We start from the raw sequence: 24,420 nt of genomic DNA, 5'->3' as shown, positions 1-24,420 counted from the left end.
CAGGCCGTGGCGGCTCAGGCCGTCGGGATCGCCCCGGCCGGGGCATCCCGCTCGGCATTGCCGACATAGTTGCCAAGCAGCCAAAGCGAGACCTCCGCCGCCTCGACAGGCGTCGCGAAGGTGAACTCACCATTGTGGAAAGGCGCATCGAGAAACTCGATGGCAAAGCCCCGGCCGTTCGGCAGGTCGCGCACGCGCACCGTTCCGGGCTCGATCAGATGGCAGGCATAGTGGCTGCGCATGTTGCGCATGAGCCCGGCCTTGTTGTCGTGCAGCCGCACGAACACGGCGCGTCCGTCCTCGGTGGCATGCAGACTCCGGATCGCCTCGTTGGGAAAGGCACGGCCGAATTCGACGATCGCCAGGCCTGAGTCGTGGAGATCATCCTCATTGGCCTGCTTTGCCATGCGCGTCGAATAGTAGGCAAAGACAGCCACCAGCAGGAAAATAACGATCCAGGTAATCGACGCCACGCCTTGCCTCCCGCTTTGGCCGGACATCCGCCGACACGTTCTTCATCGGAGGACTTAACAGCCGAGCCTTGCGCGAATGTGGCGCGTCAGAAGCGACCGATCAAGGTGGCGCGCAGCAGGCGCAACTGCCGGCGCCATTGCGGCTCCCGCAAATCGCCGTCAAACACCGCCCAGCCTGCTTTCCGCGCTCGAATGAGGACGGTCTCGGACAATGCCACCGGCAGGTAAGCCGGAACGAGGCTCTTCGGCGGTGGCCCCGCCTCGCGCGCCTTGCGCAGATGATCCATGCCCAGCCCGGCAAAGGCCTCTATCGCGGCCGAAATCCGTGGCTTGTCGTCACCGGCCAGGAAGCCGTCGCGATCGAGCCCGACCGCCGAAAGGATCTCCAGCGGCAGATAGAGCTGGCCCCGCGCCCGATGAACCGGCATCAGCAGAAGGCTTCCGGCAATCGCCTGCGCGACGCCCGCATGGCCGGCGATCGTCGCCGCATCTGCCGCAGCCTTCGGATCGAGCACCAGGCTGACAAGCTGAATGAGCGCTGCCGCCGTCTCCCCGGCATAGCCCTCGAACATCCCGGTCGTCTCCATCGGGTCGTCGTAGAGATCGAACAGGCGGGCCTCGATCATGGCGGTCAGCGCGGTCAGGGGAAGCTGATGCTGCCGGATGGTCTCCAGGAGCGCTGCGGCAATGGGATTGGCCTCGGTCGAACCATGGGCGGCGCCCGCGAGCAGATCACGCCAGTATTGCAGACGCACCTCACCCGGCAGGGGCTCGCGCACGAGATCGCGGATGCGGGCGATCTCGGCATTGAAGGCATAGAGCGACGCCACTGCATCGCGCCTCAAAGGCGGCGTCAACAGGCAGGCGAGATAGCGGTCGCGATCGGTATCGCGCAGTCCCGACATCTCGAGGATGCCCTTTGCTGTCTCAACCTTGCTCAACGACGTCTTCCCGGTTCAAACGGCGATCAGGGCAGCCGCCACCGCTCGCTGCTCGGCGAGCATGATGTTGTAGGTCCGCACTGCGGCTCCCGTTCCCATCGGATCGCTGGCAATGCCCTTGGCCTTCAGCGCGGCCTTGAGTTCGGCCGGAAGCGGGCGCAATTGCTTACCCGTGCCGACCAGCAGCACCTCAATCTCGGCGGCATCCTCCAGCACGCGGCGGAAGTTCTCGACCGTCAACGGCATGTCCCCGTCCATCTCCCAACCATAGATCCCGGAAGGGAGCATCAGCAACGAACCGCGATGCGACATGTCGGCGAAGCGGAACCCGCCATTGCCGTAGGAATCGATCGGGGCGCGCCCGGGAAAATGGGCAGGCCTGACGACGATCCCCTTGCCGGACGGCGAGAACGACGACATCGGCCTTAAGCCTCGACCTTGCCCGAAACCGGACGGGCGGCCTCGACTTCCGCATCCCGCTCCTGGAAAGTCTCCGGACGCAGCTTGAAGGCGATCAGCACCGGACCGGCAATATAGACCGACGAGAAGGTACCGATCACCACGCCGAAGATCATCGCCAGCGTGAAGGACGCGATGACCTCGCCGCCGAAGAAATACAGAGCGATGAGCGCCAGCAACGTCGTCGAGCCCGTCAGAACCGTGCGCGACAGCGTCTGGTTGACCGAGATATCGATCAGCACATCGAGCGGCATCTTCTTGTAGCGTCTCAGGTTTTCGCGCATTCGGTCGTAGACGACCACGGTGTCGTTGAGTGAATAGCCGATGATCGTCAGGATCGCCGCAATACTGGTCAGGTTGAACTCGATACCGAGGAAGACGTAGAGGCCGAGCGTCAGGATGACGTCGTGCAGCGTGGCGATGATCGCGCCCAGCGCAAACTGCCATTCGAAGCGGAACCAGATATAGACCAGAATGGCGAGCAGCGATGCCCCAACCCCAATGGTCGCGCCCCAGGTGAGGTCGGCCGAAACAGCCGGACCGACGACTTCCACCCGGCGGAATTCGTAGGCCTCCTCGAGTTCGCCGCGAACCATGGTGATCGCCGATTGCTCGGCATTCTCGCCGCCTTCCTGAGCCTGGATGCGGATCAGAACGCTGGCGGGATCGCCGAAGCCCTGGGCCTGGACCTCTCCCAGATTGAGTTCGCTCAACCGGTCGCGGATATCGGAAATATCGGCCTCGCCCGAACGCGCCTTGACCTCGATGATCGAGCCGCCTTGGAAGTCGATGCCGAGGTTCATGCCAACGGTCGTGAAGCCGACCAGCGAGATGAGCGACAGCGCGCCGGCCACCGCGAAGGTATAGCGACGGATCGCCATGAAACGGATGTTCTGCGCGTCGAACATGCCCGTGCGGATGCCCTTCGGCAGGTGCTTCGGACGCTGCCAACGGAACCAGACGGCCATCAGCCAGCGCGTCATGGTGAAGGCGGTAAAGACGGTGGTGACGATACCGATGGCGAGGGTGACGGCAAAGCCCTTGACCGGGCCGGAGCCGAGGAAGAACAGCACGGCGGCGGCAATCAGGGTCGTCAGGTTGGCGTCGACGATGGTTGCGAAGGCCTTGTTGAAGCCGACCTCGATCGACTGGACCAGCGATCTGCCACTTTTGGCCTCCTCGCGGATACGCTCGTAGACGAGGACGTTGGAGTCGACCGCCATGCCCATGGTCAGGACGATACCGGCGATGCCCGGCAGGGTGAGCGTCGAGCCGAGCAACGACAACAGAGCCAGGATCATGACGATATTGGCCGCCAGCGCGATGTTGGCCATCACGCCGAAGGTTCCGTAGAAGCCGAGCATGAAAAGCACGACGAAGATCGCGCCGATGCCGCTGGCAAGGACGCCGGCATTGATCGAGTCCTGACCGAGGCCCGGACCGACGGTACGCTCCTCGACGACGGTAAGGGTCGCGGGCAGCGCGCCGGCGCGCAGCAGCACGGCGAGATCGTTGGCGCCCTCGACGGAAAAATTGCCGGAAATCTGACCGGAGCCGCCGATGATCGGCTCGCGGATGACGGGGGCAGAAATGACCTGATCGTCGAGCACGATGGCGAAGGGACGGCCGACATTCTCCTGGGTCGCCTGGGCAAAGCGCTGGGCACCCCTGCTGTCGAAGCGGAAGGTGACCACCGGCTCGTTGGTCTGCTGGTTGAAGCTGGCCTGCGCGTCGACGAGATTTTCGCCCGACACCAGAGAGCGCTTCTCGATGAGATAGGGCACCGCCGGGTCGTCGACCGAATAGAGCACTTCGGCAGTCGCCGGCGGTCGGCCGTTGATCGCTTCCTCGACCGGCATGCTCATATCGACCATATGGAAGGAAAGCTTCGCGGTCTGGTTCAGCAGCGCCTTCAGGCGCTGCGGATCGGTCAGGCCCGGCACCTGGACGATGATCCGGTCATTGCCCTGGCGCTGGATCAGCGGCTCGGTCGTGCCGAGTTCGTCGACACGTCGGCGCACGACCTCCATCGACTGGGTGAGCGCCGAGCCGGTGCGGTACGCGATCCCCTCATCCGTCAGGTTGAAGCGCAACAGGGTGCCGTCTTCCTGGAGCGTGACTTCCTGAATGGTGCCACCAGTCAGGCCGCCGACACTTACCGGCTCGGACAGCGACGACAGCGCTTGCTTGGCCGCCTCGACCTTGTCCGCGTCGGTGATGCGGACCTGGACCTGCTGGCCGACGCCGGAAAGGCCGGTATAGCGGATGCCGGCTTCACGCAGCGCGGCGCGAATGTCGCCCACCGTCGTTTCCAGCCGCTCCTTCACGATGTCGGCCTGCTCGATCTTGAGCATGATGTGGGAACCGCCCTGCAAGTCGAGGCCGAGCGTCACCTTCTTGGTCGGCATCCACGACGGGAAAGCTTCAAGCTGCTCATCGCTGAAAAGATTGGGCACGGCCACCAGGATACTCACCAGGACGGTGAACCAGATGAAGATTGTCTTCCAGCGCGAAAAATACAGCATGAAACTCTCGAAGTCGGATGGTTTCCATCGAAAAGAAAAGCAACCGGCAAGGCCGGTTGCAGAGTGTTCTCAGCGATCAGGCGGCAGCGTCGGTCTTGACCGGCTCACCCTTGACGCGCACTTCGGCGATGTAGGTGCGCAGCGCGCGAACCTTGACGCCTTCGGCCAGTTCGACCTCGACCTCGTTGTCATCCACGACCTTGGTCACCTTGGCGATGATGCCGCCGCCCAGCACGACCTGATCGCCGCGACGGATCGAGGCCAGCGTCTCGGCGCGCTTCTTCATCTGCTGGCGCTGCGGACGGATCAGCAGGAAGTACCAGATCAGCATGAGCGGGGCGAAGAGGAACAGCATTTCGAGGCCGGAACCGAATGCACCGCCGGCGGCAGCACCGTCCTGAGCGAAGGCTTGCGTAATGAACATGGAATAACTCCCTAGACTGCGATGATCGCGGGCAGCCTCGCCCCCCGCTTCAGGTCGCCGGAATATAGTGCCGGGACTTGTGAATGCAACAAAAACAGCGGCGGCCAGTACCGTTTTACAGCCTCTTACCCTTTCGGCTCACAAAAGGCCATGCTACCGCCGGCGAAATGCCGCCCGGCGCCGTGGCGGCGCCATGTCGAGGAGGTCACGATGTCCGAAGAAGCAAACCAGATCCTGCTTGCAGAACTGCGCCGCCTGACCGCGGCGGTCGAACGCCTCGCCGGGCCGCCGCCGGCGGAGAACGACTGGACAGCAGCCGACTGTTTCGTCTGGTCGCCGGCCCGCAGCCATCTCCAGCCGATCAGGCGGCCGAACCGCGTGGCGCTGTCGCTGATCCGCGGCGTCGACCACGTGCGCGACATCCTGCATGAAAACACGCTGCGCTTCGCCGAAGGCTATCCGGCCAACAATGTCCTTTTGTGGGGCGCGCGCGGCATGGGCAAGTCTTCGCTGGTCAAGGCCGTGCATGCCGATATCCGTGCGCAAACCGGAATTTCGCTGAAGCTGGTTGAAGTCCACCGCGAGGACATCGCCACGCTGCCCGCCCTCCTCGACCTGCTCAAGGACACGCCGCATCGCATCATCCTGTTCTGCGACGACCTGTCGTTCGACCATGACGATACGGCCTACAAGTCGCTGAAGGCGGCGCTTGACGGCGGCATCGAGGGGCGGCCGGACAATGTCCTCTTCTATGCGACGTCCAACCGCCGGCATCTCTTACCGCGCCACATGATGGAAAACGAGCAGTCGACGGCGATCAACCCGTCGGAGGCGGTCGAGGAGAAAGTCTCGCTCTCGGATCGCTTCGGCTTGTGGCTCGGCTTCCACAAGTGCAGCCAGGACGACTACCTGACGATGATCGACGGCTATGCCGCGCATTTCAAACTGCCGTTGGACCGCGAAGACCTGCACCACCAGGCGCTCGAATGGGCGACCACGCGCGGCGGACGGTCGGGCCGGGTGGCCTGGCAGTACATCCAGGACCTCGCCGGCCGGCTTCGCATTTCAATGGACCGCGCCTGAAACGAGAAAAGGCCCGGGGATACCGGACCTTTTCACCACATGCCTGGAACGCACAACCTAATCCAGGAAAGTCATCGGGTTGACCGGGGTCGCATCCTTGCGAACCTCGAAATGCAGCATCGGGCGCTTGGCGCTGCCGCTCATGCCGGAGGTGGCGAGCTGCTGGCCGCGCTGGACCTTCTGGCCGCGCTGCACGGAAAGCCCGTCGGCATGGCCGTAGACCGTGACCGTTCCGTCGTCGTGGCGCACGAGAACGGTATTGCCAAGTTCCTTCAACCCGTTGCCGGCATAGATGACCACGCCGTTCTCGGCCGCCTTGACCGGCGTTCCCGCCGGAACGGAGATGTCGATACCGTCATTGCGCTTGCCGTCGACATTGGCGCCATAGCCGGCGACGACCGCGCCGCGGACCGGCCAGCGATACTTGCCGATGCCCGTCGTTTCGGGTGCCTCTTCCTTCGGATCGACCGAAGCGACCTCGCTGACCGACTGAGTCGCGGCCGGCGCCTTGTAGGCTGCCGGAGCATTGCCCTTCGGGTCAGCCTTGCCGGCGGGGATGGTCGCCGTCTTGACCGGATCGGTTGCAGGCGCAGTCGACGCCACCTGGGCCGGATCACCACCGGTGGGAATCTTCAGTGTCTGGCCGATGCGAATATTGGCCGACGTCAGGCCGTTGGCCGCCTTCAGCCTGTCGATCGGCGTACCGGTCGCCTTGGCGATCTTGTTGAGGGAATCCCCTGCCTTGACCACGTAGGTGCCGGGAGCAGCACCCTCGCCCGCACCGGCGACAGCCTTACCGGTAGCGCTCGAGGCGGGGCCCTGCAACTTCTCGCGAGAAGAGGGAGCCGTCGGCAGGACCGCAACATTCTGTTCCGGCGATTGAGGCAGGGTCGGCTTCTTGCCGCCATCGGGGAGAACCGAGGCATCTGCCGCCGCGCGGGCCGCATTTGCCTGGCCGACCGGGCTCGGGATCAGCACCAGCTGACCCGTGGCCGCGTCGCTTGGATGCGTCAGGCCATTGGCTTTTAGAATTTCCCGTTCCGGGACGCCGTAGCGGCCGGACAGCGTCGAAATCGTCTCGCCGCGCTTCAGCGTCACGCGTGCCGCGTTCGCCGTGCTCCAGGCCGGGGCCGTCCTGGTCGTGCCGGTGGTCAGCGCATCGCCGGCTGCGGGAGGCGCAAGCATCGCGGTCTGCTGCTGTGCGGGTGCCGAGGGGAAGGGCTGACCGAGGGCTGCGGCGCGCTCGGCAGACTTGGTGGTGCCCGCCCCTGCCGGAGCCGCGAGCTCGCCGCGCTGGACGGCGACGGGTGCAGCGGCTGCACGGGCTGCCGAGGACGGAGCGTAGGCCGGCTGGCTCGGATAGGGCTGATTGACCGCCTGCTGACGGCTGGAATAGTCCGCCTGGGCCGCCGGCTGCATACCGCCGACATCGGCCGATGGCATGGGGCTGGCAACGACGTTGCGGCGCGGAATGGACGCCGTCGTCAGACTGTCAGTGGAGAATACGGAACTAAACCGCGACGCATCCGAGCTGCAGCCGGTCGCAGCGCTGGCAAGCAAGATCGCCACAAGGATACGGGTGACAGACGGTCCGGATTTCGGCGATACACTCATACGCATAACTCGACCCACTTATTACGCAACTTGATGTGGCTATGATTAAAGCGCGTTAGTGTTACTGGCCGGTTAATCGAAGAGAATCGCCGTGAACTATTTTCGAGAAGTCGAACATTCGCAGGCGCACCAAGGCCCCGTACGACGGTGTCAAAGGAAGGATGCGAGCCTGGGGACGAGCGGCAGGTAAGGAACCTCGAACAGGTCTTCGCGGTCGAAGCGGCTTCCCGTCTTGGTCAGACGCATCATCACGCAGGTCTCCTCGCCGGTCATCAGGGGCGCGAGCAGCACGCCGCCGGATACCAGCTGGTCGGCCAGGAAGCGCGGCATGGTGGGAAAAGCCGCGGTGGCGACAATGCGGTCGAAGGTTCCCTCGCCCGTCAAGCCATTGCTGCCATCGGCCTGACGCAGCACCACGTTGCGAAGACCCAGACCGTCCATGCGGCTCTGGGCGGCGGCAATCAGCGTCTTGTATCGGTCGATCGACATGACGCGCTCGCACAGACGGCCGAGTACGGCGGTCATGAAACCGCTGCCGGTGCCAATCTCCAGTACGCGCTGGCCGGGCTTGACATGGAGTTGGGCGAGCAGCCGCACTGCAAGGTCGGCACCCTCCATGAAGGCGCCGCAATCGATCGGAATGGAGCGGCTGGAATAGGCCTGTTCGGAGAACTGCGGCGGAACGAAGAGCGAGCGTGGCGTCTGCTCGACAGCGGTCAGGAGATCGAGATCGGATATCCCTTCCGCCCGCAGCCTGAGAACCAGCGCGGCAAAGCCCTCCTTCTCCAGCATGCCCGGCTTCAATCGGCCACTCCGAAGCCAAGCGCCCGGGCAATGCTGTCCTGGGCGGCATAGTCCGTCATGTCGAGCTTCAGCGGCGTGACGGAAATCTTGTCTTCCTTCAGTGCCTGCAGATCGGTTCCTTCGCGGAACTTGCTGCCGCGATCGCCGAATCGCAGCCAGTAATAGGGAAAGCCGCGGCCATCGGCGCGTTGTTCGACCTCGAGGCCAAAGTCGAGCTTGCCCTGGGACGTCACCTCGATCCCCTGGACGTCGGCCGGTGCGCAGCGCGGGAAGTTTACGTTGAGGAAGGTCCCCGGCGGCAGATCGGCCTTGACCAGCTGTGCCAGAAGCTTCGGCGCGAGCGTTTCGGCCACTTCCCAGGGAATGACACGGCCGCCATTGTCATATTCATAGAGCTGGCTGAGCGAAATCGAGCGGACACCCTGCAGCGTGCCCTCTATCGCACCGGCGACCGTGCCGGAATAGGTCACGTCGTCGGCGACGTTTCCACCGGCATTGATACCGGACAGGACGAGGTCCGGCTTTTCCGGCAGGATCTCGCGGATCGCCATGATCACGCAATCGGTCGGCGTGCCGCGCAACACATAGCGTTTCTCGTCGATCTTGCGCAGCCTGAGCGGCTCCGACAGCGTCAGCGAGTGCGCAAGCCCGCTCTGGTCGGTCTCGGGCGCAACGATCCAGACATCGTCGGAGAGCGTACGGGCGACCCGTTCGAGAACCGCCAGGCCCTCGGCGTGGATGCCATCGTCATTGGTCAGGAGAATACGCATGAAAACTCTGCCTCAAGCCGCTTTTTCGATCTTCTTCAGGCCACCCATGTAAGGCAGCAGAACGTCTGGAACGGTGATCGAACCGTCGTCGTTCTGGTAATTCTCCATGACCGCGATCAACGCCCGGCCGACCGCCGTACCCGAACCGTTCAGGGTGTGGACGAAGGTCGTGCCCTTGCCGTCCTTGCCGCGATAACGAGCGTTCATGCGCCGCCCCTGGAAATCGCCGCAGACCGAGCAGGACGAGATTTCGCGATAGGTGTTCTGCCCCGGCAGCCAGACCTCGAGGTCATAGGTCTTGCGCGCGCCGAAGCCCATGTCGCCGGTGCACAGCGTCATTGTGCGGAAATGCAGGCCGAGGCGTTTCAGCACTTCCTCGGCGCAGGCGGTCATGCGCTCGTGCTCGTCGATCGCGCTGTCGGCATCGGTGATCGAGACGAGTTCGCACTTCCAGAACTGGTGCTGGCGCAGCATGCCGCGCGTGTCGCGACCGGCCGAACCTGCTTCGGAGCGGAAGGACGGGGTGAGCGCGGTAAACCGCAGCGGCAGCTTGTCCTGCTCGAGGATTTCGCCGGAGACGAGGTTGGTGAGCGTCACTTCGGCCGTTGGGATCAGCCAGCGCCCGTCCGTGGTCTTGAACAGGTCCTCGGCGAACTTCGGCAACTGTCCGGTGCCGTACATCGCCTCGTCCTTGACCATCAGCGGCGAGGAGACTTCGGTGTAGCCGTGCTCGCTGGTGTGCAGGTCGAGCATGAACTGGCCGATCGCTCGCTCCAGCCGGGCCAATGGGCCGGTCAGGACCGTGAAACGCGAACCGGAAAGCTTGGCGGCGCGTTCGAAATCCATGTAGCCGAGCGCTTCGCCGAGCTCGTAATGCTCCTTGGCCGCATGGTTCCAGCCGGGCTTTTCGCCGACGACGCGCCTGACCACATTGTCGTGCTCGTCCTTGCCGACCGGCACGTCGTCGAGCGGAATATTGGGAATGCGCGACAGCTGGTCGGTGAGCTCCGCCGTCAGCTGGCGTTCCTCTTCTTCCGCCGTCGGCATGATGTCCTTGAAATGGGCGATCTCGGCCTTGAGCTTCTCGGCGAGGTCCATGTCCTTCTTGCCCATGGCCGCGCCGATCTCCTTGGAGGCGGCATTGCGGCGGGCCTGCATGTCCTGCAGCGACTGGACGACGGAGCGGCGTTTTTCATCCAGCGCGATCAGGCTGGCGGCCAGAGGCTCGGCACCGCGCTTGGCCAGAGCGGCATCGAGGGCTTCGGCATTGTCGCGGATCCATTTGATATCAAGCATCGTCGTTCCAGGTCATCTCTCGTGATCGTCGGATCGGACCTGGCGGGCGCCCTGTCCGGCCCCATGGATGCATGCTCGGGAGTGGAGGAGGACGAACGGCGCGATTTACGCGCTGTCCTGCTCGCCCGCCTCGTCCGCGACAACCGAAGTCTCGGCGGCCCGGCGACGCTCCACGAGTCGCGCAGCATAGATGGCTACCTCGTAGAGAAGGATCGTGGGCAAAGCAAGACCGATCTGGGAGATCGGATCGGGCGGGGTCAGCACCGCGGCGACGACGAAAGCGACGACGATGAAGTACTTGCGCTTGTCGGCCAGCCACTGGCTTTCGAGGATGCCGACACGCGCAAGAAGCGTGGTGACGACCGGCAGCTGGAAGACCAGGCCGAAGGAGAAGACCAGCGTCATGATGAGGCTCAGATATTCCGAAACCTTCGGCATCAGCGAGATGGCCACCTCGCCCTCACCCGGCGCCTGCTGCATGGCGAGGAAGAACCACATCACCATCGGCGTGAAGAAGAAATAGACGAGCGCGCCCCCGAGCAGGAAAAGGATCGGCGATGCCACCAGGAACGGCAGGAAGGCCGCCCGCTCGTTCTTGTAGAGACCGGGCGCGACGAACTTGTAGATCTGTGCCGCGATCACCGGAAAGGCGATCACGACGGCACCGAACATCGCCACCTTGACCTGCGTGAAGAAGAATTCCTGCGGCGCGGTGTAGATCAGTTCCGCCTTGGCCAGATCGAGGCCTGCCCACTGCACCGCCCACTTGTAAGGGACGACCAGGATGTTGAAGAGCTGCTTGGCGAAGGCAAAGCAGCCGATGAAGGCGATGAAGAACGCACCCAGGGCCCAGATCAGGCGCGAGCGCAGTTCGATCAGATGCTCGACGAGCGGCTGCGGCTTGTCTTCGATGTCGCCGCTCATGCGGGCTCCTCGTTCTTCGGCTTGCGGGGCTTCTTCGGCGTCGTCGGCTTGGCTGCGGCGGTCTCGACCGTCGCGGGCTTTGCCCGGCTCGCCTTGGCCGGCGTGGCCGCAGTCGTCGATTTCGCCGGCTTGGCGACAGGGCTGTCTGCGGACGATACCGGTTTTTTGGACTTGCTCGCTGCCTTGCTCGGCGCAGCGACCTTCACAGGCTCCGGAGCCGCAGCAGGCGCGGGATCAGCCATAGGCTGGGCGAATTCGTTCGGCACCCCGGTCAGCGGCGACGGCATTTCCGGCAAGGGCGCCGGATGGACCGCGGGCTCGGACGGTGCAATGCCGGCGGCGGCCTTGGCATCCGCCGTCGTCGCCTTCTTCAGGTCGGCCTTGATCTCGTCGCCCACCTGGCGCAGCGGGTTGATCGCGTCGCGCAGCGCATTCTTCGGATTGAGGCTGCGAACCTCGTCGACCGACTTGCGCAGGTCGTCGAGTTCCGCCTCGCGCAGCGCCTCGTCGAACTGGGCTCGGAATTCACCTGCGGTACGACGCAGCCGCGACGTCATCTTGCCGAAAGCGCGGATCATCGGTGGAAGGTCTTTCGGACCGACCACGACGATCAGGATCACCGCGATGACGAGCAACTCGGTCCAGCCAATATCCAGCATTCAACGGGCTCCTGAAGCCTTGCTTTGCGGGGAACGCGCGTCGTGGACAACGCACTGCTTGTCCCCTTGCCCGCCCGCCGTATCCTGCGCTTCGACATGCAGAGCGCAGAACAACGAGGCAGACCGGCCGCCTCACGGGCGGCCGATTGAGGGTTTACTTCGTTTCATCGGCCTTGTGATCGACGGACTTGCCCGGCGCAGCCGTGTCGGTCTCGTCGTCGCTGATGCCCTTCTTGAAGCTCTTGATGCCCTTTGCGACGTCACCCATCAATTCCGGAATCTTGCCGCGGCCGAACAACAGAAGAACAATGGCCAAGACGATCAGCCAGTGCCACATGCTAAAAGAACCCATACCCGTCACTCCGTGTGTTTCGTTTCCCCGATGTAAGGGGTTTCAGAGTCTTTTTCAAACACCAAAATGTCCTGCGGATTGACCGAGATTGTCGCATCCCTCACACCCGGCGGCAGGATGTCTGCGCGAATGCGCGCACGCACCGGGCGCTCGCTGCCGGGAATCGCCAGTTCCAGCAATTCGACCACGCCGAGAAAGCGGCGTGAAACGACGCGCGCCGGGATCACGCCGCTATCCGCGCTTACGCCGACACCGGACAGCCTAACCGCGATCGAGACCTCCCTGCCCTCGGCCATGCCGTTGACTTCGGCGACCCCGAGCGGCGTCGACACGTGGCCATTGCGCACCACGCCGGAAAACTCGTTGATCTCGGAGAAGAAGGCGGCGGCGAACAAATCCTTCGGTCGGCGATAGAGGTCGTCTGACGTGCCCACCTGCACCAGTTTGCCGTCGCGTAGCAGCGCGATCCGGTCGGCCATGCGCATCGCCTCCTCGGCATCATGCGTGACGACGACCGCGGTCGCGCGGGTCTCCCGCAGGATCGCCAGCGTATCGGCACGGATCGTGTCCTTCAGCCGCGAATCAAGGCCGGAAAAGGGTTCGTCCATCAGCAGCACGCCCGGACGCGGCGCAAGCGCCCTGGCCAGCGCCACGCGCTGCTGCTCGCCGCCGGAAAGGGCATGCGGGTATTTCTGCGCATAATGGGAAAGCCCGACCCGCTCCAGCGCCAGCATCGCCTCGGCGGTTCCTTCACGCGCCGGCATGGCGGTCAGCCCGAATCGCACGTTCTCGACCACGCTCATATGCGGAAAGAGGGCAAAATCCTGGAACATCAGCCCAATGCCGCGCTGTTCCGGGGGTATGAAGACCGAGGGACCGGCCACTTCGCGGTCATTGAGGAGCAGCCGGCCGGACGATTGCGCCTCGATGCCGGCCGCGATCCTCAGCAGCGTCGTCTTGCCGGAGCCGGACGGTCCGAGCAGGCAAAGAACCTCACCGGGCTCGGCGGTCAGCGACACGCCCCGAAGCGTCTCGCGCCCGTGATAGCCGTGGCGGATTGCCTCGAAGCTCAAACGCGCTGCGAAGGTCACACCGGCGGTTCGCCTCGAATTGTCGGTCTGCGTCGTCTGCGCGCCCATTCCACTGCCCGAATGGCCGATGATCGCGGATGCGTGGCGGCGAGGCGCCCGGTGCATCCGGACACCGCCCGGTTACCATTTAAAACCTGAAGCTATTCGTCCGCTTCTCCGCCCGGTGTCAAGAGGCCAAGCTCTTCGAGATCGAGCTGGGTGATCGGATCCTCGTCTTCGGCGAGTTCGTCGCCCATGAGCGGCAGGGGGATGTTGAAATTCGCCGGAATACGGCCCGACAGCAGCCCCGCCCCCTTCAACTCCTCGAGACCCGGCAGATCGCGCAGCTCCTCGAGGCCGAAATGGTCGAGGAAATCGCGGGTGGTGCCGAGGGTGACCGGACGGCCCGGCGTGCGGCGGCGGCCGCGAAAGCGCACCCAGCCGGCCTCCATCAGCACGTCGAGCGTGCCCTTGGACGTCTGCACGCCGCGGATATCCTCGATCTCGGCGCGGGTCACCGGCTGGTGATAGGCGATGATGGCCAGCACCTCGAGCGCGGCGCGCGACAGTTTCTTCACCTCCGCCTCGTCCTTGCGGATGGCAAAGGAAAGGTCCGCCGCCGTGCGGAAGGCCCAATGGTCGTCGACCTGCACGAGATTGACCCCGCGCGGAGCATAGTCCTCCTTCAACCGGCGCATGATCGCGCCGACATCGATGCCGCGCGGCACACGATCGGCGATGAAGTTCTCGGAGACCGGTCCTGCGGAGGCGAAGACCAATGCCTCGGCGATCCGGACCGCCTCGCGCTCGGCGCGAACCGCCGCCGGATCGCGCTCCTCCGGGCTCTCGCCATCGTCGCTCTCCAGGAAGAAGTCCTTGTCCCTGATCTCCGCCATGGCCTTACTCCACCGCCGCCAACTCGCCGGCCCGCGGGCCGCCGCGCAGGTAGATCGGCTGGAATGCCCCCTCCTGGCGGATTTCCAGCCGTCCCTCGCGCACGAGTTCAAGCGAGGCGGCAAAGGCGCTGGCGATCGCGCTCACCCGCTCGGCGGGGGTCGTCAGATAGCGCAGAAGGAAATGGTCAAGCGCCGTCCAGTCGCCGATCTCGCCGATCATGCGGGTCAGGATGGCGCGCGCATCGGCAAGCGACCAGACGCGGCGTCGCGTGATCGTCACCTGGGTGGTCGCCTGTCGCTGTCTGAGCGAGGCATAGGCGGTCAGCAGATCGTAAAGCGAAGCCTCATAGGCGTTGTCGACGCGGGTCGGCACGTGTTCCGGCGCGCCGCGCACATGTACGTCGCGGCCGAGCCGGTTGCGGTTGATCAACCGCATCGCCGCCTCGCGCATCGCTTCCAGCCGCTTCAGCCGGAAGGCCAATGTCGCTGCCATTTCCTCACCCGAAGGACCTTCGTCCTTGGCCTGCTGCGGAATGAGAAGCCGAGATTTCAGGTAGGCGAGCCAGGCCGCCATGACCAGATAGTCCGCCGCCAGTTCCAGGCGGATGCGCCGGGCGCTCTCGATGAAGTCGAGATATTGTTCGACCAGGGCGAGGATCGAGATCCGGTGAAGGTCGACCTTCTGATTGCGCGCCAGAAACAGCAGCAGATCAAGCGGTCCCTCGAAGCCGGCCACATCGATGACAAGCGCAGGTTCGCCGGTCAGGCGCTCCGCCGCGTTTTCCTGCCAAAGGTTATCCATCGGCGTTGCGACCGCGGTGCTGCTCGTCTTCGGCGAAGGATGCGGATTGCCGGTCGGGGGCGACATCAGGCGGTCGCCCTCAGCCCGTCGAACTCGTCGCGGATCGCAATCTCCTGCAGCCCATCGACCGCGCCGAAGGCTGCTTCCACCGCATCGGCGCGCGCCCTCGCCTTGCCGGTGAGCAAGGGCACCTCGGCGGCGACCGCCCGCATCTCGTCCATCACGCCGTTGCAGTGGAGCACGACGTCGCCGCCGCCGGCGACGATCGCCGCCGCCCGCTCGCCGAGCGACCCTTTGAGCGCATTCATCGATACATCGTCGGACATCAGCAAACCGTCAAACCCGATGGAGCCACGGATAATCTCGTCAATCACCTTGCGCGAGGTCGATGCCGGGTAATCCGGATCGATGGCCGAGTATACCACATGCGCGCTCATCGCCATCAGCTCGTTGCGCAGTCGCCTGAACGGCGGGAAATCATGCGACTGAAGCTCGGCGACCGGCGTGGTGACGACCGGCAGTTCGTGATGCGAATCCGCCATGCCGCGCCCGTGTCCGGGTATGTGCTTCATCACCGGCAGGACGCCGCCGGATTTGAGGCCCGCCGCCGCCGCCTCGCCCATGGCACCGACCGTTTCGGGATCATTGCCGTAGGCGCGGTCGCCGATGACATTGCTGGCGCCTTCCACCGGCACGTCGAGCACCGGCAGGCAATCGACATTGATGCCGAGGCGAAGGAGATCGAAGGCGTGCAGGCGCGACATCAGCCAGGCGGCGCGCAGGCCGAGGTCACGGTCGCGGCGATACAGTTCGCCGAGCACGGCGCCGGACGGATAGCGCGGCGCGATCGGCTCGCGGATGCGCTGCACCCGGCCGCCCTCCTGGTCGATCAGCACAGGAGCATTGCGCCCGCCGACGGTGTCGCGCATCTCGGCGACCAGATCGCATATCTGCGCCGGCTCCTTGAGATTGCGGGCAAAGACGATGAAGCCCCAGGGCTGTTCGTCACGATAGAACGCCTTCTCGTCGGCTGTCAGGGCAAGGCCGCTGCAGCCCAGGATCATTGCTTTTGCGGGCATGTGTTTCTCTGTCATGGCCGAATCATAGGAGGGGTCGGATCAAAGCCGAAGCGACGCAATGAGGTCATACACAGGAAAAGAGGCGGAAACCGTCGGTTCCCGCCTCTTTTTTCGTTCTGTTGGAGCGCCTGCGTTATTTCGTGACCAGGCAACTGCCGCCGGCGGACTTGTAGCGCTCGCACAGCGCCTGTGCCTCGGCCTTCGTACCCGCCGAGATACGGACCCGGTAGTAGGTGCCCTTGCCGGCGATTTCGGCTCGCTTGATTTCGTAGGCCCGACCGCCGACGACACTACCGAACTTGGCCGAGATGTTCCTGTAGGACTTTTCCGCCTCTGCTTCGGACGGCAGCGAAGCCACCTGCATGTAATAGCCGCCCGCGGCAGGTGCCGGTTGGGCTGCCGCAGGTTCCGGCTCTGCTGCGGCCGGCGCAGCAACCTCGGGCTCGGGGGCCGGAGCGGCCGCCGGCGAAGCGAGCGCCGGAGTAGCCGCGGTCTCGGCGGGGCTCGCCGGACGAGCCGTCGGGACCGGACCAGGCGTGGCTGTCGCAGCCGGCGGGGCAAGATCGGTCGTCGCCGGGGTCGTGGACGGCGCAGCCAGTGCGGGCGTTGCAGATGCCGGAGCGGCGGCTGCGGCGTCGGAGGCTGGCGTCTCCAGCGTCGGAGCGGATGCCGCCGGTTCTGGAGCTTCCTGCGCCACCAGCGTGCCGTCCGGACGGACGATCATGGTGCGCACTTTGCGGGGGGTAATCGTCGCGGGTTCCGTCGAAGCACCCGGCGCCTGTTCCGTTCCGGCCTGATCCGGCAAGAGCCTCGGGTCCTCGGTATCACCCACCGGCGTACCGAGCGCCTGCGCTTCGGCTTCGCCTTCGAGCGGCAGGGTTTCCGGGATCAGCGTCTTTTGCACGACGTCGACGGGTTCCTCGCTCGAGGAAATCAGGCTCTCCTGCTTGGGGTCCTCGACAGCGGCGCCGGCCACGCGGTCATAGACCGCCTTGTCCTGGTTCGGGACCGACTTGCCGCCCGGATTTTCCGGAACGATCTTCACCGGATCCTTGTCGGCAGTAATTACCGGAGGCTCGCCGGAGGAGATCACCGAACTTGCACCACCGCTCAGCCAGGCATAGAGGGCGCCACCGCCCAGCAGCACGACCACAGCCGCCGTACCCGCCATCAGAAGACCGCGTGAGCCGAAACGCGAGAGCCCCTTCGGCTGCATTGGGATTGCGATCCGGCCGGCATTGGCGGCCGCATAATCGGAAGGCCTGTCCAGCGTCTGTCGGAAATCCTCTTCCAGAGCGCGTTCGAAGGCATCGAAATCGTCCATCGGCGGCAGCGACGTGGCCTTTGTCGCGGCTGCCTGACCCGGTACGGGTGCGGCTGCTGATGCCGGTGCCGGTGCCGAAGGCGTTGCCCGCGATACAGGCGTCGCCGCGACCGAAGGTTTGTCGCTTACGGCCGCCGTCGTCGACGGCTGGTCAAACAAGGCCGCCAGCTCGTTGTCGATGTCGAGATCGTAATCATGCGCATAAGCGACCGGGGCCGGCTTGCTCTCAGGCACCGGAACTTCCGGCACATCCATGTGGGCGATGGATTCGAGATGATCGTCCTGCTCGGAGATCTCCGTCGGATCGAAGGCCAGCGGCTCGTCGGCCACCTGCAACACCGCCGGGGCGGGCTTTACCGGCGCAGAGCCGGCATCGCTGGCAACCACACGCGGCGCGACCGGGATAGCGGCGACCGGGGCAGGAGCAACCGAAGACGTCGCAGGAGCGGACGCAACCGGAGTGGCCAACGACCGTGCCGGTGCAGCAACAGGGACGACCGGTGCGATCGGGGCGACCGCCGGCTCGTCGAAATCCTCCTCAAGGTCGGAGAGGTCAAGCTCCAGGTCATCGAGCTCAAGGTCGAACTCGCCTTCGGTGAAGGGATCGAACTCCTCCTCCTCGATGGACGGGCGCTTGTCGGACGTCAGGTCAGAGGCCTGTTCGAACTGTAGCGCAGATATCCGCTCTGCCGGGGCAGCGGAGGCGACGTCGGGCGCGGAAACCGAGAAATCCTCGTTTGCGGCGAGTTCGTCGGCAAAGGAGAAGGAAAAAGACGGCTCGGTCCGCGCCGCAGGCGCGGCGACCGGGGCCGGCGCGGCTTCCGTCGCGACCGTGTGTCCTTCGCCGGAGCGGCCCGCGAGATCGTCAAAGCCGAACGGATCGGGTGTGCGTTCCACGGGCGCGACGGGCACCGCCGAGGCGGGACCGGACATCGTCTCGTTCCACTGGAAGACTTCGTTGGCGAAGAAATCATCCACTGCGGATGGCTTGTCCGCGTTGGAGGCTTCAGCCTCGGCCGCCACATGGGGTGCTGCCTCGACGATTTCCTCGCGCAAGAATTGCGGCTCGGCGCGCGCGACAGGCTGCGCTGCAAAATTGGCAAGGGGGAGCCGCAGCTTCGGCTCCGGCCCCACCTCGGGCGCCGGCCAATCGAGCGTCACGGCCGGTTCGGAAACGGCCAGTTCCAGCTCGTCGGCAAGATCGGCGGACAATGCGGGTTCGGCGCGCTGTTCGGGCTCGAAGGACGCTTCGGACTCAAAAGATGGGGCGGCGATTGCCGGCTCGACGCGAGCGACCTGCGCTTCGACAACCGGTTCGGCCATCGGTTCCGGATAGAAGATGTCGTCCAGATCCTCCAACGCATCGGCAGGCGCAGGGGACGGAGCAGCCGCGACGGGCTCGGCCAGGAGCGGCGCCTCGTCGCTTCGCAGAGGCGCATCATAAACCTCGAACTCGCGCAGCAACTCGTCTTCCAGATTGAACTGCGGCTCTTCCGGTTCTGCGGCGCGCGTCGGCGCGGCGTCACGCTCAACGGGCGACTCGAAGCCGACGATCCGGGCCAGTTCCGCCAACGGATCATCGTCCGCGAAACTATCGCTCCCCAATCGACTGCTGAATGCGGCCTGTTTTTGTACCATTACTTGATCCACTCACCCTACGCGACTCGACGCTTGCCAGTGCATTGTGGGTAAATGGTGACGATACTATCGCATTTCGGCCGGAGCTGCGGTGCCCGTAATGGACAGACCGGACTTCAAAACGGAGGCGACAGCATGCACCAGCCCAAGCCTGGCGATGGTCAATTGTCTATCTTTATCGTTAACAAAGCGTAATTCGGGCGAATCCTTGCCCTTGTTCCAGTGCGCGTGGAAGGAACTTGCCAGATCATAGAGGTAGAATGCCAGCCGATGCGGCTCCTGTGACTGGGCCGCAGCCTCGATGACGCGCGGATATTCTGCAAGCTTGGCGACCAGCTGGAGCTCGGTCACATCGGAAATCTGCCCGGCCACGGCCGCGGCGAAATCACTCGGGCCGACGTCGAGATCGGGGAAGGCCTCCTTCGCCTGGCGGAAGATCGACATGCAGCGCGCATGCGCATATTGCACGTAGAAGACCGGATTGTCCTTCGACTGTTCCGTCACCTTGGCAAAATCGAAGTCGAGCGGCTCGGAGCTCTTGCGGTAGAGCATCATGAAGCGGACGGAGTCGGAGCCGACTTCCTCGACCACTTCGCGCAGGGTGACGAAGTCGCCGGAGCGCTTCGACATCTTCACCGGCTCGCCGTCGCGATAGAGCTTGACCAACTGGCAGAGCAGCACGGTCAGCTTGGTCTTGCCTTCCGATACGGCCCGCGCCACGGCTTCGAGCCGCTTCACATAGCCGCCATGGTCGGCACCGAGCACATAGATCATCTCGGAATAGCCGCGATCGAACTTGTCCTTGAAATAGGCGACGTCGGCGGCAAAATAGGTGTAGGCGCCGTCGGACTTGACCAGCGGACGGTCGATATCGTCACCAACCTCGGTCGAACGGAACAGCGTCTGCTCGCGGTCTTCCCAATCCTCGGGAAGCTGACCCTTCGGCGGCGGCAACGTGCCGCGATAGACATGCCCCTTGAAGGTCAGGTCGTTGATGGCCGTGCGGATCTTGGCAGCGCCATTGGCATGCAGGGTGCGCTCCGAGAAGAAGATGTCATGATGCACGTTGAGGATCGCGAGGTCGTCGCGGATCATCACCATCATCGCGGCGATGGCGCGCTCCTTGACGATCTCCATCCATTGCTCTTCCGGCATGGCGTGCAGCTTCGTGCCGAATTCCTCAGCCAGTGCCTGGCCGACCGGGACGAGATAGTCTCCCGGATAAAGGCCCGGGGGAATTTCACCGATCCGTTCGCCCAGCGCCTCGCGGTAACGCAGGAAGACCGAGCGGGCGAGTACCTCGATCTGGGCACCCGCATCATTGATGTAATATTCCTTGGCTACGTCATAGCCGGCAAAGGCCAGGAGATTGGCGAGCGCATCACCGACCACGGCGCCGCGGCAATGGCCGACATGCATCGGGCCGGTCGGATTGGCCGAAACATATTCGACATTGACCTTGCGGTCCTTGCCGAGCGTCGAGCGGCCGAAATCCGTGCCCTCGGTGATGATGGTCGAAAGCAGCCGCTGCCAGTAGCCGGTCGACAGGCGGATGTTGATGAAGCCGGGACCGGCAACGCTCACCTCGGCGATGTCGCCGTCTTCCTTCAACTTGTCGCCGATCACCTCGGCCAGCGCCCGCGGATTGGTGCCGAGCGCCTTGGCGAGCACCATGGCGGCATTGGTCGCGGCATCACCATGGCTCGGATCGCGCGGCGGCTCGACGACGATGCGGCCGAAATCGAGGGAGGAGCGCTTTTCCTTGATGCTGTCGATCTGCTCGAGCGCGGTTTTGATTCTCGTTTCGAAGTCGGCGAAGAGGTTCATGTCGTGGTACCCGCGCAAGCAGTTCGATAGCCCGCAAATGGAGTGGAATTGCAGCGCTGCCTAGCGCAAATCGGGAGTCCGGTCAAACAGCTCGCTGTGGGTACGCACCGCATAAGTGTCTGTCATCCCCGCCAGATAGTCGCCGACATGGCGGGCCCTTGCCGGCTCGTTCAGGCCGGCCATGTGGTTCACCCAGTAGTGGCTCTTCATCAACGCCGGATCGGCCATGTAGGCGTGGAAAAGATCGGTGACAATCTGTGCTGCACCGGCGCGAATGCGCATGATGTCCGGATGGCGATAGATGCGGCTGAACAGCAGCTTCTTGATCTGCCGGTCGGTCTCGGCCATCTCGTCGGAGAAGGTGGCGATGGTGTGTGGAGCGCCGCGGATATCGGCGGCGCTGCAAGGCCTCAGTTCGGCGAGGCGCGCCTGCGCCACGCCGATCACATCCTCGACCATGCGGGTGATCTGCCGGCGCATGATCTCGTGGGTGAAGCGGTCGGGCTCGAGATGCGGATAGCGATCCCGCACCTCCTTCATCAGCGCGGCGAGGAAGGGAACCTCCTCCAGCATGTCGAAGCTCAGATAGCCCGAGCGCAGGCCGTCATCGATGTCATGGGTGTTGTAGGCGATGTCGTCGGCGATCGCGGCGACCTGGGCTTCAAGGCCGGCATAGCTTGCAAGTTCCAGGTCGTGAAGCTCGCAATAGTCGAGGATCGGCTGCGGCACCGGGCCGCGCGTCCCCTCGCCCGCCTTGGTCTGCAGCGGGCCATTGTGCTTGACCAGCCCTTCCAGTGTTTCCCAGGTGAGGTTGAGCCCGTCGAACTCGGCATAGCGCCGCTCCAGCTTGGTCACGATCCTGAGCGACTGGGCATTGTGGTCGAAGCCGCCATAGGGCGCCAGCACCTCGTGCAGCGCATCCTCACCGGTATGGCCGAAGGGCGTGTGGCCGAAGTCGTGGACGAGCGCCACGCCTTCGGCCAGATCCTCGTCGAGCTTCAGGGCGCGGGCGAGCGCGCGGGCGATCTGCGCCACCTCGATCGTGTGGGTAAGCCGGGTGCGGTAGTGGTCTCCGTCGGGGCCGATGAAGACCTGCGTCTTGTGCTTCAGCCGACGAAAGGCGGTGGTGTGGACGATGCGGTCGCGGTCACGCTGGAAGTCGGATCGGGTCGGGCTGCCACCCTCGGCAAACAGCCGACCGCGTGTCGTCCAGGGATCGGTCGCATAGATCGCCCGCTCGCCTGTGCCGAAACCCAATGCACTTTTATCAATCGTCATGTCGCGTCCTGTCCGCTCCCCATTGACGCCATCGGCCCGCCTTCATACCTATAGCGGGCAACGCCGCAAGGCACGCCCCTTATAGCACGGGCCGCAAGGGCGGCCTTTACTATCTCGGGCAGAATGGCTGCATTGCATGTCAGAACATTGAATTTTCTGCCGTTCCAGCAGTTTTCCACGGGCCTTGAACCCGTCAGGAGGCGAGATGAGCACCCAGACCGTTACCCTTTCCGAAGCCGCGGCGAAACGAATCGCCCAGATCGTCGCCAGTGAAGCGGACAAGAGCGCGCTGCGCGTCTCCGTCGAAGGCGGCGGCTGTTCCGGCTTCTCCTACAAGTTCGACCTCGACAAGGGGCCGCAGTCCGACGACATCGTCATCAGCCGCAATGGCGCCACGGTGCTGATCGACCCGATGTCGCTCATCTACATGGCCGGATCGGAAATCGATTTCGTCGACAACCTGCTCGGCCAGTCCTTCCAGATCAACAATCCCAATGCTGTTGCCAGCTGCGGCTGCGGCACCAGCTTCTCCGTCTGATCGCCGGCCGTCTCGGCGCGCGCCCCTGCATAACCGACAAAAGCCGATGGCAAAATCCGCACCGTCGGGTATGTAGAGGCGAGACGAGAGGGTGAACGCCATGAAGATCGCGACCTGGAACATCAACGGCGTCAAGGCGCGTATCACCAATCTTTGCGAATGGCTGCAGAGCTCGGCGCCGGACGTGGTGTGCCTGCAGGAAATCAAGTCGGTCGACGAAGGTTTTCCGCGTCTCGAGATCGAGGCGCTCGGCTACCACGTCGAAACGCATGGCCAGAAGGGCTTCAACGGCGTGGCCATCCTGTCGAAGACGAAGCCCGACGAAGTCAATCGCGGCCTGCCGGGCGACGATGGCGACGAACAGGCGCGTTTCATCGAGGCGGTCTTTTCGGTCGCAGGTGGCGTGGTGCGGGTCTGCTCGCTCTACCTCCCCAACGGCAATCCGCCCGATGATCCGGTCAAGTACCCCTACAAGCTCGCCTGGATGGAGCGGTTGAAAGCCTTTGCCGAGAGCCGGTTTTCGCTCGAAGAGCCGCTGATCCTTGCCGGCGACTACAATGTCATCCCCGAGCCACACGACTGCCGCGATCCGCGCCTGTGGGAGGGCGATGCCCTGTTCCTGCCCAAGACCCGACAGTCGTTTCGACGGTTGGAGAATCTCGGCCTCACCGACGCGGTGCGCGCGACGAGTGACGATCCCCTGCTCTACTCGTTCTGGGATTACCAGGCCGGTGCCTGGCAGAAGAACAACGGCATCCGCATCGACCATTTGATGCTGTCGCCGGAGGCGAGCGACCGCCTGGTCTCCGCCACGATCGAAAAGCACGTGCGCAGTTGGGAACGGCCGTCCGACCATGTGCCGGTGACGGCGATGTTCGATTTCGCCTGACCGGCGGCTCACCTATTCCGTCTGGCTGATGACCTGCGGCGCCAGCGCGACCGCCACCCGGCGGTCCTCCTCATTGGCGATGGAGAAAGCCTGCTCCTGCAGCGACTGCATCCAACCGCAGTCCTTCGGGGGACAATTGTCCAGTGCCGCGGTGAGGAAAGCGAGGCCCCGCACCGTCTGGCCCTCTTCGAAAAGAACATTGCCGAACACCGCCATGGCGCCGGTATGGCCGCTCTTGCGGGCAAGGTTCAGCCATTTCTTGGCCTGCTGGACATTGCTCTTGCCACCCTCGCCGGCCAGGATCATCCGCGCCAGCTGGAACTGCGCCTCGGGCACGCCAAAAGTCGACGCCGCCTGGAAATAGAGCTGGCGGGCCTGGGCAAGGTCGCTGCGCACCGGGCTGCCGGGAATGCCCTGACGATAGTAACGGGCGAGCGACAGCAGCGCATTGACGAAGAAGCCGGTATCTTCGGAACCCGGCTCCACGCCCTGGCTGGCGATGTCCGCATAGATCTTGAACGCCTCGAAATCATCCTCGACCACGCCGTCACCCGCCGCATACATGTTGGCGAGCGCCCAGCGGGATCCGGTATGACCCTTTTCAGCGGCATAGCGATAGGCTTCGACCGCGTCCTGCTTCTGGCCGTTCTTGTAGGCCTTGAAGCCGAACTTGAAGAGGTCGAAGGGACCCGATTCCTTCGTCACCCCGGAATTCATGTCGAAGGCGTGACCGGCCGTTCCCGCCATGACGAACA

At 64.2% G+C, this 24,420-nt stretch carries 23 protein-coding genes; 3 read left to right on the top strand and 20 right to left on the bottom strand.

Annotated elements, in window-relative coordinates; genetic code table 11:
* Positions 1–14: 14 nt before the first annotated feature.
* The 5 genes from DYZ14_RS11670 to yajC form a co-directional block, all read right to left on the bottom strand.
* Entirely contained in the window at positions 15–473 is a 459-nt protein-coding gene (locus DYZ14_RS11670; protein WP_154720843.1) for a hypothetical protein, read from the bottom strand.
* Positions 474–559: 86 nt separating this feature from the next.
* Complete coding sequence (locus DYZ14_RS11665) at positions 560–1,378, bottom strand: phytoene/squalene synthase family protein (protein WP_154720967.1); 819 nt, start codon at positions 1,376–1,378, stop codon at positions 560–562.
* A 51-nt stretch (positions 1,379–1,429) separates the two neighbouring features.
* Positions 1,430–1,834 carry an Mth938-like domain-containing protein gene (locus DYZ14_RS11660; RefSeq protein ID WP_154720842.1) on the bottom strand — a complete coding sequence of 135 codons (405 nt, stop codon included), beginning with the start codon at positions 1,832–1,834 and terminating at the stop codon, positions 1,430–1,432.
* A gap of 5 nt (positions 1,835–1,839) precedes the next feature.
* Positions 1,840–4,398: a protein translocase subunit SecDF gene (gene secDF, locus DYZ14_RS11655; RefSeq protein WP_154720841.1), complete on the bottom strand. Its 2,559-nt coding sequence runs from the start codon at positions 4,396–4,398 to the stop codon at positions 1,840–1,842.
* A 76-nt stretch (positions 4,399–4,474) separates the two neighbouring features.
* Positions 4,475–4,822, bottom strand: a complete 348-nt coding sequence (gene yajC, locus DYZ14_RS11650; protein ID WP_154720840.1) for a preprotein translocase subunit YajC — start codon at positions 4,820–4,822, stop codon at positions 4,475–4,477.
* A gap of 210 nt (positions 4,823–5,032) precedes the next feature.
* Between yajC and DYZ14_RS11645 the strand changes: the two genes are divergently transcribed.
* Positions 5,033–5,905: an ATP-binding protein gene (locus DYZ14_RS11645; RefSeq protein ID WP_154720839.1), complete on the top strand. Its 873-nt coding sequence runs from the start codon at positions 5,033–5,035 to the stop codon at positions 5,903–5,905.
* A 57-nt stretch (positions 5,906–5,962) separates the two neighbouring features.
* Here DYZ14_RS11645 and DYZ14_RS11640 read toward each other — a convergent pair whose 3' ends face one another.
* The 14 genes from DYZ14_RS11640 to DYZ14_RS11575 form a co-directional block, all read right to left on the bottom strand.
* Positions 5,963–7,525 carry a LysM peptidoglycan-binding domain-containing M23 family metallopeptidase gene (locus DYZ14_RS11640; protein WP_154720838.1) on the bottom strand — a complete coding sequence of 521 codons (1,563 nt, stop codon included), beginning with the start codon at positions 7,523–7,525 and terminating at the stop codon, positions 5,963–5,965.
* Positions 7,526–7,669: 144 nt separating this feature from the next.
* On the bottom strand, positions 7,670–8,311 hold the full coding sequence (locus DYZ14_RS11635) for a protein-L-isoaspartate(D-aspartate) O-methyltransferase (RefSeq protein ID WP_154720837.1): 642 nt from the start codon (positions 8,309–8,311) through the stop codon (positions 7,670–7,672).
* A gap of 8 nt (positions 8,312–8,319) precedes the next feature.
* Entirely contained in the window at positions 8,320–9,093 is a 774-nt protein-coding gene (gene surE, locus DYZ14_RS11630) for a 5'/3'-nucleotidase SurE (RefSeq protein ID WP_154720836.1), read from the bottom strand.
* Positions 9,094–9,105: 12 nt separating this feature from the next.
* Positions 9,106–10,389, bottom strand: a complete 1,284-nt coding sequence (serS, locus tag DYZ14_RS11625; RefSeq protein WP_154720835.1) for a serine--tRNA ligase — start codon at positions 10,387–10,389, stop codon at positions 9,106–9,108.
* Between the two features lie 105 nt (positions 10,390–10,494).
* Entirely contained in the window at positions 10,495–11,313 is an 819-nt protein-coding gene (gene tatC, locus DYZ14_RS11620) for a twin-arginine translocase subunit TatC (protein ID WP_115670176.1), read from the bottom strand.
* Positions 11,310–11,972, bottom strand: a complete 663-nt coding sequence (tatB, locus tag DYZ14_RS11615; RefSeq protein WP_154720834.1) for a Sec-independent protein translocase protein TatB — start codon at positions 11,970–11,972, stop codon at positions 11,310–11,312. The genes tatC and tatB overlap by 4 nt, the downstream gene beginning before the upstream one ends.
* Positions 11,973–12,126: 154 nt before the next feature.
* Positions 12,127–12,324 (bottom strand): twin-arginine translocase TatA/TatE family subunit, encoded by a 198-nt coding sequence (locus DYZ14_RS11610; protein WP_154720833.1) that lies wholly within the window; start codon positions 12,322–12,324, stop codon positions 12,127–12,129.
* Between the two features lie 5 nt (positions 12,325–12,329).
* Positions 12,330–13,463, bottom strand: coding sequence for an ABC transporter ATP-binding protein (locus DYZ14_RS11605; RefSeq protein WP_154720966.1), 1,134 nt, complete (start codon positions 13,461–13,463; stop codon positions 12,330–12,332).
* A 92-nt stretch (positions 13,464–13,555) separates the two neighbouring features.
* Complete coding sequence (scpB, locus tag DYZ14_RS11600) at positions 13,556–14,290, bottom strand: SMC-Scp complex subunit ScpB (protein ID WP_154720832.1); 735 nt, start codon at positions 14,288–14,290, stop codon at positions 13,556–13,558.
* Between the two features lie 4 nt (positions 14,291–14,294).
* Positions 14,295–15,158: a segregation and condensation protein A gene (locus tag DYZ14_RS11595; protein ID WP_154720831.1), complete on the bottom strand. Its 864-nt coding sequence runs from the start codon at positions 15,156–15,158 to the stop codon at positions 14,295–14,297.
* Positions 15,158–16,171: a beta-N-acetylhexosaminidase gene (gene nagZ, locus DYZ14_RS11590; RefSeq protein ID WP_445292396.1), complete on the bottom strand. Its 1,014-nt coding sequence runs from the start codon at positions 16,169–16,171 to the stop codon at positions 15,158–15,160. Before nagZ ends, DYZ14_RS11595 begins: the two co-directional genes overlap by 1 nt.
* Before the next feature lie 133 nt (positions 16,172–16,304).
* The gene (locus DYZ14_RS11585; RefSeq protein WP_232365515.1) at positions 16,305–19,067 is read right to left on the bottom strand and encodes an SPOR domain-containing protein; all 2,763 of its coding nucleotides are present in this window, start codon (positions 19,065–19,067) and stop codon (positions 16,305–16,307) included.
* Positions 19,068–19,199: 132 nt separating this feature from the next.
* Complete coding sequence (argS, locus tag DYZ14_RS11580; protein ID WP_154720828.1) at positions 19,200–20,960, bottom strand: arginine--tRNA ligase; 1,761 nt, start codon at positions 20,958–20,960, stop codon at positions 19,200–19,202.
* Positions 20,961–21,020: 60 nt separating this feature from the next.
* Entirely contained in the window at positions 21,021–22,238 is a 1,218-nt protein-coding gene (locus tag DYZ14_RS11575; RefSeq protein ID WP_154720827.1) for a deoxyguanosinetriphosphate triphosphohydrolase, read from the bottom strand.
* Between the two features lie 205 nt (positions 22,239–22,443).
* Between DYZ14_RS11575 and erpA the strand changes: the two genes are divergently transcribed.
* Both erpA and xth read left to right on the top strand, forming a co-directional pair.
* Complete coding sequence (gene erpA, locus DYZ14_RS11570; RefSeq protein WP_115670186.1) at positions 22,444–22,776, top strand: iron-sulfur cluster insertion protein ErpA; 333 nt, start codon at positions 22,444–22,446, stop codon at positions 22,774–22,776.
* Positions 22,777–22,876: 100 nt separating this feature from the next.
* Positions 22,877–23,665 (top strand): exodeoxyribonuclease III, encoded by a 789-nt coding sequence (xth, locus tag DYZ14_RS11565; protein ID WP_154720826.1) that lies wholly within the window; start codon positions 22,877–22,879, stop codon positions 23,663–23,665.
* A 12-nt stretch (positions 23,666–23,677) separates the two neighbouring features.
* Here xth and exoR read toward each other — a convergent pair whose 3' ends face one another.
* Positions 23,678–24,412: an exopolysaccharide production regulator ExoR gene (gene exoR, locus DYZ14_RS11560; protein WP_232365523.1), complete on the bottom strand. Its 735-nt coding sequence runs from the start codon at positions 24,410–24,412 to the stop codon at positions 23,678–23,680.
* Positions 24,413–24,420: the final 8 nt, after the last annotated feature.

It is taken from the genome of Ciceribacter sp. T2.26MG-112.2, assembly GCF_900492205.1.
Taxonomy (GTDB): domain Bacteria; phylum Pseudomonadota; class Alphaproteobacteria; order Rhizobiales; family Rhizobiaceae; genus Allorhizobium; species Allorhizobium naphthalenivorans_A.
Note: the sequence above shows the minus strand (reverse complement) of the source record. Positions and strands in the feature narration are given on the sequence as shown.

Bases quoted from the DNA above. Each gene is read 5' to 3' on its own strand.
- tatB (WP_154720834.1), bottom strand. From the start codon at position 11,972: ATGCTGGATATTGGCTGGACCGAGTTGCTCGTCATCGCGGTGATCCTG.
- DYZ14_RS11660 (WP_154720842.1), bottom strand. From the start codon at position 1,834: ATGTCGTCGTTCTCGCCGTCCGGCAAGGGGATCGTCGTCAGGCCTGCC.
- serS (WP_154720835.1), bottom strand. From the start codon at position 10,389: ATGCTTGATATCAAATGGATCCGCGACAATGCCGAAGCCCTCGATGCC.
- xth (WP_154720826.1), top strand. From the start codon at position 22,877: ATGAAGATCGCGACCTGGAACATCAACGGCGTCAAGGCGCGTATCACC.
- DYZ14_RS11665 (WP_154720967.1), bottom strand. From the start codon at position 1,378: ATGTCGGGACTGCGCGATACCGATCGCGACCGCTATCTCGCCTGCCTG.
- DYZ14_RS11595 (WP_154720831.1), bottom strand. From the start codon at position 15,158: ATGTCGCCCCCGACCGGCAATCCGCATCCTTCGCCGAAGACGAGCAGC.
- DYZ14_RS11575 (WP_154720827.1), bottom strand. From the start codon at position 22,238: ATGACGATTGATAAAAGTGCATTGGGTTTCGGCACAGGCGAGCGGGCG.
- surE (WP_154720836.1), bottom strand. From the start codon at position 9,093: ATGCGTATTCTCCTGACCAATGACGATGGCATCCACGCCGAGGGCCTG.
- argS (WP_154720828.1), bottom strand. From the start codon at position 20,960: ATGAACCTCTTCGCCGACTTCGAAACGAGAATCAAAACCGCGCTCGAG.
- DYZ14_RS11610 (WP_154720833.1), bottom strand. From the start codon at position 12,324: ATGGGTTCTTTTAGCATGTGGCACTGGCTGATCGTCTTGGCCATTGTT.
- DYZ14_RS11635 (WP_154720837.1), bottom strand. From the start codon at position 8,311: ATGCTGGAGAAGGAGGGCTTTGCCGCGCTGGTTCTCAGGCTGCGGGCG.
- nagZ (WP_445292396.1), bottom strand. From the start codon at position 16,171: ATGCCCGCAAAAGCAATGATCCTGGGCTGCAGCGGCCTTGCCCTGACA.
- DYZ14_RS11645 (WP_154720839.1), top strand. From the start codon at position 5,033: ATGTCCGAAGAAGCAAACCAGATCCTGCTTGCAGAACTGCGCCGCCTG.
- exoR (WP_232365523.1), bottom strand. From the start codon at position 24,412: ATGGCGGGAACGGCCGGTCACGCCTTCGACATGAATTCCGGGGTGACG.
- scpB (WP_154720832.1), bottom strand. From the start codon at position 14,290: ATGGCGGAGATCAGGGACAAGGACTTCTTCCTGGAGAGCGACGATGGC.
- DYZ14_RS11605 (WP_154720966.1), bottom strand. From the start codon at position 13,463: ATGGGCGCGCAGACGACGCAGACCGACAATTCGAGGCGAACCGCCGGT.
- erpA (WP_115670186.1), top strand. From the start codon at position 22,444: ATGAGCACCCAGACCGTTACCCTTTCCGAAGCCGCGGCGAAACGAATC.
- secDF (WP_154720841.1), bottom strand. From the start codon at position 4,398: ATGCTGTATTTTTCGCGCTGGAAGACAATCTTCATCTGGTTCACCGTC.
- tatC (WP_115670176.1), bottom strand. From the start codon at position 11,313: ATGAGCGGCGACATCGAAGACAAGCCGCAGCCGCTCGTCGAGCATCTG.
- DYZ14_RS11640 (WP_154720838.1), bottom strand. From the start codon at position 7,525: ATGCGTATGAGTGTATCGCCGAAATCCGGACCGTCTGTCACCCGTATC.
- yajC (WP_154720840.1), bottom strand. From the start codon at position 4,822: ATGTTCATTACGCAAGCCTTCGCTCAGGACGGTGCTGCCGCCGGCGGT.